This window comes from Pseudomonas sp. F220, assembly GCF_057813935.1.
In genome coordinates, this window is record NZ_JBVASJ010000050.1 from 1 (window position 1) to 13104 (window position 13104).

Annotated in this window: 9 protein-coding genes and 1 pseudogene; all 10 read left to right on the plus strand. The window is 60.7% G+C overall.

The annotated features are described in order from the left end of the window. The first annotated feature begins 391 nt into the window (after positions 1-391). The 10 genes and pseudogenes from sufB (at position 392) to potE (ending at position 13077) form a co-directional block, all read left to right on the plus strand. Positions 392-1840 carry a Fe-S cluster assembly protein SufB gene (gene sufB / locus ACZYSM_RS26700; protein WP_489076273.1) on the plus strand — a complete coding sequence of 483 codons (1449 nt, stop codon included), beginning with the start codon at positions 392-394 and terminating at the stop codon, positions 1838-1840. Between the two features lie 15 nt (positions 1841-1855). Continuing rightward, positions 1856-2620, plus strand: a complete 765-nt coding sequence (sufC, locus tag ACZYSM_RS26705) for a Fe-S cluster assembly ATPase SufC (protein WP_489076275.1) — start codon at positions 1856-1858, stop codon at positions 2618-2620. Further along, positions 2617-3945: a Fe-S cluster assembly protein SufD gene (gene sufD, locus ACZYSM_RS26710; protein ID WP_489076277.1), complete on the plus strand. Its 1329-nt coding sequence runs from the start codon at positions 2617-2619 to the stop codon at positions 3943-3945. The genes sufC and sufD overlap by 4 nt, the downstream gene beginning before the upstream one ends. Then, positions 3942-5216: a SufS family cysteine desulfurase gene (locus ACZYSM_RS26715; RefSeq protein WP_489076279.1), complete on the plus strand. Its 1275-nt coding sequence runs from the start codon at positions 3942-3944 to the stop codon at positions 5214-5216. Before sufD ends, ACZYSM_RS26715 begins: the two co-directional genes overlap by 4 nt. After that, positions 5213-5671 carry a Fe-S cluster assembly sulfur transfer protein SufU gene (sufU, locus tag ACZYSM_RS26720; RefSeq protein WP_489076281.1) on the plus strand — a complete coding sequence of 153 codons (459 nt, stop codon included), beginning with the start codon at positions 5213-5215 and terminating at the stop codon, positions 5669-5671. Before ACZYSM_RS26715 ends, sufU begins: the two co-directional genes overlap by 4 nt. Positions 5672-5674: 3 nt before the next feature. Continuing rightward, positions 5675-6535 carry a putative Fe-S cluster assembly protein SufT gene (gene sufT, locus ACZYSM_RS26725; protein WP_489076283.1) on the plus strand — a complete coding sequence of 287 codons (861 nt, stop codon included), beginning with the start codon at positions 5675-5677 and terminating at the stop codon, positions 6533-6535. 240 nt (positions 6536-6775) lie between these two features. Further along, positions 6776-6994, plus strand: a pseudogene (locus ACZYSM_RS26730) (DUF533 domain-containing protein); the annotation flags it as partial. A gap of 118 nt (positions 6995-7112) precedes the next feature. Further along, positions 7113-9428: an Orn/Lys/Arg family decarboxylase gene (locus tag ACZYSM_RS26735; protein ID WP_489076285.1), complete on the plus strand. Its 2316-nt coding sequence runs from the start codon at positions 7113-7115 to the stop codon at positions 9426-9428. A 32-nt stretch (positions 9429-9460) separates the two neighbouring features. Further along, positions 9461-11644 carry an ornithine decarboxylase SpeF gene (gene speF / locus ACZYSM_RS26740; RefSeq protein ID WP_489076287.1) on the plus strand — a complete coding sequence of 728 codons (2184 nt, stop codon included), beginning with the start codon at positions 9461-9463 and terminating at the stop codon, positions 11642-11644. Between the two features lie 89 nt (positions 11645-11733). Further along, the gene (gene potE, locus ACZYSM_RS26745; protein ID WP_489076289.1) at positions 11734-13077 is read left to right on the plus strand and encodes a putrescine-ornithine antiporter; all 1344 of its coding nucleotides are present in this window, start codon (positions 11734-11736) and stop codon (positions 13075-13077) included. Positions 13078-13104 lie beyond the last annotated feature (27 nt).

A 13104-nucleotide genomic window follows, 5' to 3' on the forward strand; every position in this document is an offset into this window, starting at 1 on the left:
TGAAGACAGGGACTGTTTAACCGTCGTATTCTTTTTCATGGATTCGCCCTCGCTGTCGGTGGCTTCTTAGACTGCCCCCGTGGCGCATTGACGCCTCGGCGCGGGCGAGTCCATCCAATTACGGCGTCTCACTTTTCCAGACGCCGGAATGCCGGCTCAGCGAAAAGTAAGCAAAAGGCTTTGCCCCGAGCGTACGGCACGTCGCTAAAGCTCCGCGTTCCCTCGCTCCGAAGGGGCGGGTAGATCAAAAGCCAAAGCCAAAGCGAGGCGGCCTACCGGCCGGCCTGTTTGTGGGAGGCTACTATCTTGATGATCTCGCACGCGCCGCAAGATAGGGAAGGAGTATAGTTAAACGATCCAGTCGTCCTGCCAAAAGCAGGAGGTATCAGCGATGAGCACTGACAATGCCAGGATCCGCGAACTCAGCAGCCGGGCGTACAAGTACGGCTTTGTCTCTGATATTGAGAGCGACGCGGCACCGCGCGGGCTCAACGAAGACGTCATTCGTCTGATTTCGACGAAGAAGAACGAGCCGCAGTGGCTGCTCGACTGGCGCCTGAAGGCTTACCGCCACTGGCTGACGATGCGCGAGCCTACCTGGCAGAACGTCCACTTTGATCCCATCGACTACCAGGACATCATCTATTACTCGGCGCCCAAGCCGAAAACGCCGGGGCCCAATAGCCTCGACGAGGTCGACCCCGAGCTGCGCGAGATGTTTGGCAAGCTCGGCATCTCGCTCGCCGAGCAGGAGCGCCTGACAGGCGTCGCGGTGGACGCCGTGGTCGATTCGGTCTCGGTGGCGACCACCTTCAAGCACAAACTCGCCAAGGTCGGCGTGATCTTCTGCTCCTTCTCCGAAGCCGTGCAAAACCATCCAGAGCTGGTGCGCAAGTACCTGGGTTCGGTCGTCCCCTACAGCGACAACTTCTTCGCCACACTGAACTCGGCGGTGTTTTCCGACGGTTCCTTCTGCTACGTGCCCAAGGGCGTGCGTTGCCCAATGGAGCTGTCGACCTACTTCCGCATCAACGCCGTGGATACCGGCCAGTTCGAGCGCACGTTGATCGTCGCAGAGGAGGGCGCCTACGTGAGCTACCTCGAGGGCTGCACCGCGCCGATGCGCGACAAGAATCAGCTGCACGCGGCGGTGGTCGAGCTGGTCGCGCTGGATAACGCCCAGATCAAGTACGCCACGGTGCAGAACTGGTACCCGGGCGATGCACAAGGGCGCGGCGGCATCTTCAACTTCGTCACCAAGCGCGGCAAATGCGCAGGCGCGCACTCGAAGATATCCTGGACTCAGGTCGAGACCGGCTCCGCCATCACCTGGAAGTATCCGGGGGTGATTCTCCAGGGCGACTATTCGGTCGGCGAGTTCTACTCGGTTGCCCTGACGGCCAACCACCAGCAGGCGGACACCGGCACCAAGATGATCCATATCGGCCGGCACACGCGCAGCACCATCCTCTCCAAGGGGATTTGCGCCGGTCATGGGCAGAACACCTACCGCGGCCTGGTGAAGATCCAGAAGGCCGCAACCGGCGCCCGCAACCATACGCAGTGCGACTCCCTGCTGCTGGGCAGCCAGTGTGGCGCGCATACCTTCCCCTATGTCGAGGTGAAGAACCCGAGCGCCCAGGTCGAACACGAAGCCTCCACCTCGAAGATCAGTGATGAGCAGCTCTTCTACTGCCGGCAGCGCGGCATCAGCGCGGAGGACGCGGTGCCGATGATCGTCAACGGCTTCTGCCGCGAGGTGCTCAAGGAGCTACCGATGGAGTTCGCGGTGGAGGCCCAGAAACTGCTGGGCGTGAGCCTGGAGGGCTGCGTGGGCTAAGGCCCGGGGTGAAGCATGCTCGAGATCAAGAATTTGCACGCCAGCGTAGAGGGCCGCGAAATCCTGCGGGGTATCACGTTGCGGATAAACGCTGGCGAGGTGCATGCGATCATGGGGCCGAACGGCTCGGGCAAAAGCACGCTGGCCCAGGTGCTGGCGGGCCATGAGACGTACGAGGTCAGCGGCGAGGTGTTCTATGAGGGCCAGGATCTGCTCGCCATGCCGGCGGAAGCGCGCGCGGTCGCCGGCATATTCCTTGCGTTCCAGTACCCCGTGGAGATCCCCGGCGTCGGCAACCTCTACTTCCTGCGCACGGCCCTCAATGCCGTGCGCAAGCAGCGCGGGCTCGAGGAGCTTGACGCGCTGGATTTCCTCGCGCTCGCCAAGGAGCGCATGGCGCTGGTCGAGATGGACCAGAGCTTCATGAACCGTTCCGTCAACGTGGACTTCTCGGGTGGCGAGAAAAAGCGCAACGAAATCTTCCAGATGGCGGTTCTGGAACCCAAACTGGCGATCCTCGATGAGACCGACTCGGGCCTTGACATCGACGCGCTGCGGATCGTCGCTGCCGGCGTCAACGCACTGCGCAGTAAAGACCGCGCGCTGCTGGTCATCACGCACTACCAGCGGCTGCTCGACTACATAATCCCCGATCGCGTCCACGTCATGGCCTACGGCCGGATCGTGCAGTCCGGCGACAAAAGCCTGGCCGTCGAGCTTGAGAAGCACGGCTATGCGAGCTACGAGCAAACCCCGCCAGCGCCCGGAGCCACGCCATGAACACTGCGGCGAGCGTAACGAGCGCGGCGTTCCTCGCTCGGCTCGAGCCCGGGGCCGATGCCCGGCATCCAGCCTGGCTGCAGGCGTTGCGCCGCGAAGCGTTTCAGTGGGTGGCCGAACAAGGCTTTCCCACGGCCAAGGACGAGGCCTGGAAGTACACGCGAGTTGCGCCGATCCTGGAGACCCCTTTCCAGCCAGCCGAGCGGGGCACGAGCCGGGGCTTGTCCGACGCCAGCATCGAGCGGCTCGCCGGCGGCTATGGCGGCCCGCGAATGGTCTTCGTCAATGGCTATTTCGCCGCTGAGTTTTCGGTGCTTGAGGAGCTACCTCCAGGTACTCAGGTGACCCATTTCGCGACGCTGCTGCGTGCCGACAGCGTGGCGCTCGAAGCTCTGTTCGCCCATGCATTCCACACGCAGCCGCAGGCCTTCACGGCACTGAATGCGGCCCTCGCCGAGGACGGGGCGTTGGTGCAGATACCCGCCCACACGACGGTCAAAGAACCGATCCACCTGGTGTTCCTCTCGGACCCGGGCACCACGCCACGGGTGACGAATTCGCGCGCCTTGGTGCGGTTGGGGGCAGGCAGCCGCGCGACGTTGGTGGAAAGCCACGTTGGCAGCGGGGGCGAGGTTTACCTCAGTAATGCGGTCAGCGAAGTAGTGCTCGACGCGGACGCGGAGCTCGATCATTACACCGTGCAGAACGAGAGCACGGCGGCGTTCCATGTCGCGCTGCTCAGCGTGCGCCAGGCCCAGGGCAGCCACTTTGCCGCGCACTCCTTTGCACTCGGCGCGGCGCTGGCACGCCAAGAGGTTCGGGTGGTGCTTGAGGGGCCCGGCGCGCAGGTGGTCCTGAACGGTCTGTACCTGCCCCGGGGCAAGCAGCACCTGGACAACCAGACCATCATCGAGCACCTGGCACCGCGCTGCACCAGCCGCGAACTCTATAAGGGCGTGATCGATGATCGCGGGCATGGGGTCTTCGACGGACGGATCATCGTGCGCCCGGGTGCGATGAAGACGGATGCCAGCCAGACCAACAAGAATCTTTTGTTGTCGGAGTTGGCCCAAGTCAACACCCAGCCACGGCTGGAGATCTTCGCCGATGACGTCAAGTGCGCCCACGGTGCCGCCGTCGGTCAACTGGATGAGCAGGCTATTTTCTACCTGCGCTCGCGGGGGATTCCGCTTGCGGCAGCGCGATCCGTGCTGACCTTTGCGTTCATCAGCGAGATGCTGGAACTCATTCACCTGGAGCCGTTGCGGGCCCATGTGGAGCAACTGGTCGCCGCGCAGCTGCGGGGCCTGGAGATGTCGGCATGAGTGACCTCGAAAACAGCTTTCAAAGACTATCGAAACCGCTCGACCTTGCGCCAGGCTACGACGTCGAGGGCGTGCGTCAGGCGTTCCCGATCCTCGCGGAGACGATCTATGGCAAGCCGCTGATTTACCTCGACAGCGCCGCGACCAGTCAGAAGCCACAGGCAGTCATCGATGCCATGTCGCACTTCTTTTTAAAGGAGAACGCCAACGTGCACCGTGGCGTGCACTACCTCTCCGTGCGCGCTACTGAGGAATACGAGAAGGCTCGGGCCAAGGTCCAGCACTTCCTCAATGCCGAGCACGTCGAAGAGATCGTCTTCGTCCGCGGCACGACCGAGGCGGTCAATCTCGTGGCGCAAACCTATGGCAAGGCTCAGGTCCGCGCGGGCGACGAGGTGCTGATCACTGCCATGGAGCACCACTCGAACATTGTGCCCTGGCAGATGCTCTGTGAGCAGACCGGCGCCCGGTTGCGGGTAGCGCCCATCGACGATGCCGGCGAACTTCTGCTCGATGAGCTTGAACGGCTGATCGGGCCCAAGACCCGCTTGGTGGCCGTCACCCATGTCTCAAATGTGCTCGGCACCATCAACCCGATCCGGCGCATTGTCGACCTTGCCCACGCCCGAGGCGTACGCGTGCTGGTCGACGGCGCCCAGGCGGCCCCCCACCTTAAGGTCGACGTGCGAGTACTGGGCTGCGACTTCTACGCCTTGTCGGGCCACAAAATGTACGGCCCCACCGGCATCGGCGTGCTCTACGGCCGCCGTGAGCTGCTCGAAGCCATGCCGCCCTACCAGGGCGGCGGCGACATGATCCTCTCGGTCAGCTTCGAGAAGACCGTCTACAACAAACCGCCGTACAAGTTTGAAGCCGGGACGCCGAACATGGCCGGTGCCATAGGCCTCGGCGCGGCGGTCGACTTCCTCGGCGAGCTGGGGCCAGCGGCCATCGCCGCCCACGAGCAGACCGTGCTGGCCTACGCGCAGAAGGCGCTTGCGGCGGTGCCCGGCCTCAGGCTCATCGGCACCGCCGCGCAGAAAGTCGGCGTTCTCTCGTTCGTCCTCGACGGCATCCATCCGCACGATATCGGTACCATTCTCGACCGCGAGGGGATCGCCATTCGCACCGGGCACCACTGCGCACAGCCCTTGATGAACCGCTTCGGTGTAGCCGCCACCGCCCGCGCCTCGCTCGGCTGCTACAGCACCGAGCACGATATCGATGCACTGGTGGCAGGTTTGGCCAAGGTCCAGGAGGTCTTTCGATGAGCAACGACGAACTGCGTGACCTCTACCAGGACGTTGTCATTGACCACGGCAAGCGGCCGCGCAATTTTCGCGAGCTCCTGGACGCTACCTCTACAGCGCAGGGCTTCAATCCACTGTGCGGCGATCAGCTCCGGATTTATATCAAGCTTGCGGACGGTGTAATCGCGGACATCGCCTTCCAGGGGGCCGGCTGCGCCATATCCCAGGCCTCGGCTTCCTTGATGACCCTGGCGGTAAAGGGGAAGAAACCGGAGGAGGCGCTGGCACTCTTTGCCCGTGTGCATACGCTGCTCACCGAAGGGCCGAACGCCCAGGTGACGCCCGCGGAGCTCGGCAAACTCGCGGTGCTTTCGGGGGTATGGGAGTTCCCGGTGCGGGTCAAGTGCGCAACCCTGGCCTGGCACACGCTGCGCAGCGCCCTCGAAGGCGGCGGCTCACAGGTCTCGACGGAGTAAGCCATGGCAGCCGATCTATCCAGCTCCAGCCCCAGCCCCAGCATTCACCTCCGCGACTCGGCGCGGCGGATCTTGCGCGCCGCCCTGGTGGATGAAAGCGGGGACTCGGTGCGACTCAAGATCGACGAGCGCTTCGCCCATGAGTTGCTCTTCGAGCCCGGTGCCGAGGGCGATATCACCGTCGAAACGGGCGGGATCAGCTTGTTGCTCGACCCTGCGAGCGCACAGCGAGCCGATGGCCTGTCCATCGACTTCGTCTCTGAACTGCGCGGCGCGGGCTTTCAGTTCGACAACCCGAACCAGCCGGACCGTCCCCAGCCAATCGAGCTCACGCGCGATTGCGCAGCGACCCTGATTCCGCGCGGCGAGCAGTTGCAGCTGGGGCGCGGTGAGCGCGTGGTGGTGACCCAGGCACTCGGTGGCAGCTTCACGGTTCAGATCGCCGGAGGCCGGTTGGCGCGGATTGCCGCCGCTGATGCCGATGCCTTGGGGTTGGATGTTCCCCAGAGCGGGCGGCCCCAGGCCAGCGGTCAACCGGCGGCGAGCGGCGCCTTCGACATCCAGCAGGTGCTCGACATGTTGCGCACCGTCTACGACCCGGAGATTCCGGTCAACGTGGTCGATCTCGGGCTGATCTACCAATGCACAACCCGACCGCTCGCCGACGGCGGCCAGCGCGTCGAGATCAAGATGTCGATGACCGCGCCCGGCTGCGGGATGGGCGACGTGCTGAAGGAGGAGGCGCGCGCGAGGGTCCAGACCCTCCCCCGGGTCAGCGAGGTCGACGTCGAGATCGTTTGGGAGCCGCCTTGGGATCAAAGCCGCATGTCCGATGTGGCTCGCCTGCAGCTTGGACTGTTGTGAGGAACCCGCTATGGGCAATCGACTCGCCAAAGCAACGTCGACCTAAATGTTCAAGGCGCCCGAAATCGCCTAACCCCCTGTATCTATCGTGTTTCACATCAGCCAGACGGTCACTGCGCAAGTGTGTGCGAGGGCTATCGTTGCGTGTCCGGGTAACGCTTATTGATGAGGGCGTTGGCATGAACACCAGCGATCTGCTCGAACAATGACTACGGGCCGGCCAGGCATCGATGACGCAGGCTGGATGAGGAAGTCGCTCACCCGCTGGACGCGGCTGATGTTGCGCAGTCCGCGCAGAACCCGGCCATGGCCGCGGAAATGTACCTGGCCAGTGTCATGCTGGTGGACGACCAACAAGACGCCGAACGGACTTACCTGGACGAACTGGCTTACCAGCTCAAACTCGATCCGCAACTGCAGCTGCATCTGGAGCAACAGGCCAAAGGTGGCACTTTTTAGTAATAGGGTGTAAACGTCTCGCGCAGACCACAATTTTTGTAAGTGTATCTCCACCATTGACCACGGGACTCGAATCTCGAGTCAATCCGAGCCTCATCTAATTAATATGGACGTTACGATGACCCTCAAACAGCAACGACGTCTGGGCATGAAAGCCCTGCTCATCCATGAAGAACTTTCTGCCAATACGGCTGCTGGCCGCGCGGTGCGAGAGTTGGCCGAGGTACTGGAAGGGCGTCAGGTAGAAGTCATATTGGCGCAATCGGCACTGGATGCTATCGCCATCATCCATTCCGACCCGATGGTGCAATGTGTGCTGCTCGATTGGGACCTGAGCCTCGACGACAGCCACGAGATAGCAATCAGCGTGCTCAATGCGGTGCGCGAACGCAGCGAAACAGTGCCCATTTTCCTTCTGGCCGACCGCAGCAGTGCCGCCACCATTCCTCTCGATGCCATGCAGAAATCGGACGATTTCATCTGGCTACTGGAAGACACCAGCGTCTTTATCGGCGGGCGAATTATCGCCGCCATCCAGCGTTATCGAGACGGTGCATTACCCCCGATGTTCGGCGCGTTGGTGCGCTTTTCTCAAGTCTATGAATACTCCTGGCACACCCCGGGGCACACGGGGGGCACAGCCTTTCTGAAGTCGACAGCGGGTCGCGCGTTCTTTGATTTTTTTGGCGAAAACCTGTTCCGTTCCGACTTGTCGATTTCCGTCGGTGAACTGGGCTCATTGCTCGATCATTCCGGGCCCATCGGCGCCAGCGAAGTGTATGCGGCCAGGGTCTTCGGCGCCCATCGCACCTACCATGTCACCAACGGCTCTTCGACCTCCAATCGCGTGATCCTGATGGCCAGCGTGACCCGCGGCCAGGTCACCCTTTGCGATCGCAACTGTCATAAGTCGGTCGAGCACGCCATGACCATGTCCGGGGCGGTTCCGACTTATTTGATCCCGTTGCGTAACCATTACGGCCTGATCGGGCCGATACCGCCTCAGCACCTGACCGTCAACGCCATCCGCGAGAGCATCGCGAGCAACCCGCTGGTCAGTGAAGGGGTCGACCCGACACCGATGCACGCGATCATCACCAACTCTACCTACGACGGCCTCTGCTACAACGTGTCGCGCGTCGAGAAGCTGCTGGGTGCAAGCGTCGACCGACTGCATTTCGACGAAGCCTGGTTTGGCTATGCACGCTTTAACCCGATTTACCGCGAACGTTTCGCCATGCATGGTGAGCCGGCCGATTACAGCCCGGACCGGCCGACGGTTTTCGCCACCCAGTCCACTCACAAATTGCTTGCAGCGCTGTCCCAGGCCTCGATGATCCATATCCGTGACGGACGTCGTCCCATCGATCATGCGCGGTTCAATGAGTCGTTCATGATGCATGCCTCGACTTCGCCGAATTACGCGATCATCGCCTCCAACGATGTCAGCGCTGCGATGATGGACGGCCCGGGCGGCAAGGCCCTGACCGGGGATGCCATTCGCGAGGCGATTGCGTTCCGGCGCATGCTGGCCCGGCTTAATGGAGAGTTCCAGGACAGGGACGAGTGGTTTTTCAATGTCTGGCAACCGGATACGGTGACCCATCCCGATACCGGCCAGACAATGCCTTTTCATGCCGCCGATGAGGCGTTGCTGGCGAACGATCCGGCCTGCTGGATCCTCAAGCCTGGCGCGGCCTGGCATGGTTTTGGTGACATCGAGGATGGCTACTGCCTGCTCGACCCGATCAAGGTATCGATCACCACGCCGGGCATTCTGCCTGGCGGGGGCATGAGCGAGCAGGGCATACCTGCCCTGGTCGTCACGGCCTACCTGGACCGGCAGGGCATCGTGGCCGAGAAAACCACCGATTTCACGATTCTGTTCCTGTTCTCCATTGGCGTGACCAAGGGCAAGTGGGGCACGCTGGTCAATACATTGCTCGACTTCAAGCGTGATTACGACGCCAACGCCCCTTTGGATCGAGTACTGCCCGGGCTATTGGCCGCTCATCCGCAACGTTATCGGGGCATGGGCCTGCGTGACCTCTGTGAAAACATGTTTGCCGCGATGGCCGAGCTGCGTACCACCGAAACCATGTCTCGGGCATTTTCGACGCTACCGGTACCTGATCTGAGCCCGGTCATGGCCTATGAGCAACTGGTACGCGGCAATGTGGAGATTGTGCCCCTCGAACAATTGGCGGGGCGTACCGTGGCCACTGGCGTCGTGCCTTATCCGCCGGGTATTCCGTTGTTGATGCCGGGCGAGAACGCAGGCGCAGCCGATGGCCCGTTACTCGGTTACCTCAAGGCACTGGAAGATTATGACCGGCGCTTCCCCGGTTTCACCCATGACACCCATGGTGTCGAAGTGGAGGAGGGGCGTTATCTGGTCCGCTGCATAACATCCGATACACAGGCAGCGTCATAAGGCGCTCAGACCTTTCAATGGAGTGAAGATTGGTGAATAAACTAAAAGTGGCCGCAAACGCGGCCTCACGTAGCAGTTTTTTGACTTCGCGCGAAGTGGTGGACTTTTCCCAAACCGATCTGACGGATGTTGCCGCTGCGGTTATTACCGGCGTGGATGTTCAAAACGGTTTACTCGATGTCATCAGTCGATCGGGATTCGATATTCCTATCTTCTTTGCTGTTTGCGCCGAAGACGAACTGTCTCGCGAAAACCTGCCGAGCATTGAACATGTCCTGCTGCAAATCAGCGGGGTATTCGACCTGGGCACTGATAAAGCCGAGTACTACGGCGACAAACTGGAAACAGCGGCCAGTCAATACGAGGAGGCATTGCTTCCGCCTTTCTTCGGTGCACTCAAACATTATGTCGAGCGGGGCAACTCGACGTTTGCCTGCCCGGGGCATCAGGGCGGGCAGTTCTTTCGCAAACACCCCGCGGGTCGACAATTTTTCGAGTTCTTTGGCGAGACGCTGTTTCGTGCCGACCGCTGTAACGCCGACGTGGAAATGGGCGATCTGCTCATCCATGAAGGGGCGCCTCTGGAAGCGCAAAAGCGTGCCGCGAAAATCTACAACGCGGACAAAACCTATTTCGTCTTGAATGGGACTTCGGCGTCGAACAAGGTCGTGACCAATGCCTTGCTGACCCCGGGCGATGTCGTGCTGTTCGATCGCAATAATCACAAATCAATCCATCAGGGCGCCTTGTTTCAAGCCGGCGCTACACCGGTGTACCTGGAAACGGCGCGTAACCCCTACGGATTCATCGGCGGTATAGATGCTCACTGTTTTGACGAAACTTATCTACGCGACGAGTTGCGCCGGGTTGCGCCAGACAAAGCCAACGAGCCCCGGCCGTTCCGGCTGGCCGTCATCCAGTTGGGCACCTACGACGGCACCATCTACAACGCCCGGCAGGTGGTAGATACCATCGGGCATCTGTGTGACTACATCCTCTTCGACTCAGCGTGGGTCGGCTATGAGCAGTTCATTCCGATGATGAAGGACTGCTCGCCGATGTTGCTCGAACTGGGGCCAAACGATCCCGGCATATTCGTAACGCAGTCGATTCACAAGCAACAGGCCGGCTTCTCCCAGGCGTCGCAGATCCACAAAAAGGATCGCCACATCAAGGGCCAGGATCGCTACTGCAACCATCATCGCCTGAACAACGCGTTCATGGCCCAGGCTTCCACCAGCCCGTTTTATCCGCTGTTTGCCTCACTCGATGTCAATGCGCGGATGCACAGCGGTCGCAGTGGTCACCGGCTTTGGGATGAATGCGTCCGCGCGGGCATTGAAGCCCGCAAACTGGTGGTGGATAACTGCACCTTGATCCGGCCGTTCGTGCCACCGACCATTAATGGCCGTTACTGGCAGGACTATCCAACCGATGAAATCGCCAATAATTTGCGGTTTTTCATGTTTCATCCCGAGGAGCGTTGGCACGCCTTCGAGGGCTATACCGAGAATCAATACTTCATCGATCCGTGCAAATTGCTGTTCACCACACCAGGCATTGATGCGACGACGGGCGAATACACGGAGTTCGGCATCCACGCCGGGGTCCTTGCCACGTTCCTGCGCCAGTACGGCATCGTTCCGGAAAAGAGTGACCTGAACTCCATTCTGTTTTTGCTCACACCGGCCGAAAGCAGAGCCAAGATGCAGCACCTGGTCGCGCAGATCGCTCGCTTCGAGCGCTTTATCAGGGAGGACGCGCCACTGGCCGAGGTGTTGCCGGGTGTCTATAGCGCCCATGAGGCCCGTTACAAGGACTACAGCATCCGCCAGCTGTGCCAGGAAATGCACGAGCTCTATGCTCGACACAACGTCAAACAATTGCAAAAGGACATGTTCCGCAAGGCTCACATGCCCACAGTGGTAATGGACCCCCGCGAGGCGAATCTTGAGTTCGTGCGCGGCAAAGTGGAACTGATCGCGCTCGAGGACGCCCAGGGTCGGATCGCTGCCGAGGGTGCGCTGCCTTATCCGCCAGGCGTCCTGTGTGTGGTCCCGGGTGAAGTGTGGTCAGGTGCGGTGCTGAGCTATTTCCTGGCACTGCAAGATGCAATCAATCGGTTGCCTGGTTTCAATCCTGAACTGCAGGGTGTCTACCTCAAGACGGAAGAGAGCGGTCGTATTCGAGCTTATGGGTACGTGATCAAGCAGTAAATAGGTCCTGAAAGGACACTGGAAAGTCATCCCGGTATTCGTCTATCCGCAATGCAGCGCCTCGGGAAGGGGCGCTTTTGGAGTGCAATATGGGAACTACTGTGAAGAAGATGAGCGTGGTGCAACTCACCGTGCTGACGGCCATCAACATGTTGGGGTCGGGCATCGTTCTGCTGCCGTCCAAGCTGGCGCAAGTGGGCACGATATCGATTTTCTCGTGGATTGTGACTGCACTTGGCTCGCTGGCATTGGCCTATGCCTTCGCTAAATGTGGACGTTTCAGCCGCAAGCCTGGCGGCATGGGGGGTTACGCCGAATACGCGTTTGGTCGCTCCGGAAACTTCATGTCCAACTACACCTATGGCGTATCGCTGTTGATTGCCAACGTTGCCATCGCGATTACGGCGGTGGGTTATGCGACGGAGCTGTTCCATGTGACGCTGACACCCATCGGTGTCGCGGTGGCAACCGTGGTGCTGCTGTGGTTGACGACGATCGCCAACTTCGGCGGCCCGCGCGTCACCGGTCAGATCGGTAATGTCACCATCATGGGTGTCATTATCCCGGTGCTGGGGGTGTCGGTGCTGGGCTGGTACTGGTTCGACTCAGCGCTGTATGTCGCTGCCTGGAACCCCCACGACACCCCGTTGTTCCAAGCCGTCGGCGCATCGATCTCGATTACCCTGTGGGCCTTTCTTGGCCTCGAATCGGCGTGCGCGAACACCGACGCCGTGGAAAACCCCGAGCGTAACGTGCCAATCGCCGTATTGGGCGGGACCATCGGTGCGGCAGTCATCTATATCGCGTCGACTAACGTGATTGCCGGGATTGTGCCGAACATGGAGCTTGCTGCCTCCACCGCACCGTTCGGGCTGGCGTTCGCCACCATGTTCACGCCGCTGGTGGGCAACATCATCATGGGGCTGATGATTATGGCCTGTATCGGTTCGCTGCTCGGCTGGCAGTTCACCATTGCTCAGGTCTTCAAAAGCTCAGCCGATGTCGGCTATTTCCTGAAGATATTCGCCAAGACCACTGCGTCCGGCACACCCATCGCCGGTATGCTGGTGCTGGTGGTTTGCCAGACCGCGTTGACGCTAATGACCATCAGCCCGGACCTGAGCAAACAGTTCGACATGATCGTCAACCTGGCGGTAGTGACCAATCTGGTTCCTTACTTGATGTCGATGGCGGCGCTGATGACGATCCAGAAGGCTGCCGGGGTTACTCCCCGTAAAGCCCTGTTTGCCAATGGTATCGCCTATATCGCAGCTGCTTATAGCTACTACGCGCTGTATAGCGCCGGTGCCGATGCAATGATGCTGGGCGGTATTGTCACCATGCTCGGATGGACCTTGTATGGGACCGTCAGCCGTCGATTCATGACAGTCGATACCCCGGTCGTGGAAGCTGATTGGCCCCAGAAGGTGTAAACCTTATTCAGGACGGGACAGGCTCTA

Excerpts from the sequence above, each read along its gene's own strand:
- sufB (WP_489076273.1), top strand. The coding sequence starts at position 392 with ATGAGCACTGACAATGCCAGGATCCGCGAACTCAGCAGCCGGGCGTAC.
- sufC (WP_489076275.1), top strand. The coding sequence starts at position 1,856 with ATGCTCGAGATCAAGAATTTGCACGCCAGCGTAGAGGGCCGCGAAATC.
- sufD (WP_489076277.1), top strand. The coding sequence starts at position 2,617 with ATGAACACTGCGGCGAGCGTAACGAGCGCGGCGTTCCTCGCTCGGCTC.
- ACZYSM_RS26715 (WP_489076279.1), top strand. The coding sequence starts at position 3,942 with ATGAGTGACCTCGAAAACAGCTTTCAAAGACTATCGAAACCGCTCGAC.
- sufU (WP_489076281.1), top strand. The coding sequence starts at position 5,213 with ATGAGCAACGACGAACTGCGTGACCTCTACCAGGACGTTGTCATTGAC.
- sufT (WP_489076283.1), top strand. The coding sequence starts at position 5,675 with ATGGCAGCCGATCTATCCAGCTCCAGCCCCAGCCCCAGCATTCACCTC.
- ACZYSM_RS26735 (WP_489076285.1), top strand. The coding sequence starts at position 7,113 with ATGACCCTCAAACAGCAACGACGTCTGGGCATGAAAGCCCTGCTCATC.
- potE (WP_489076289.1), top strand. The coding sequence starts at position 11,734 with ATGGGAACTACTGTGAAGAAGATGAGCGTGGTGCAACTCACCGTGCTG.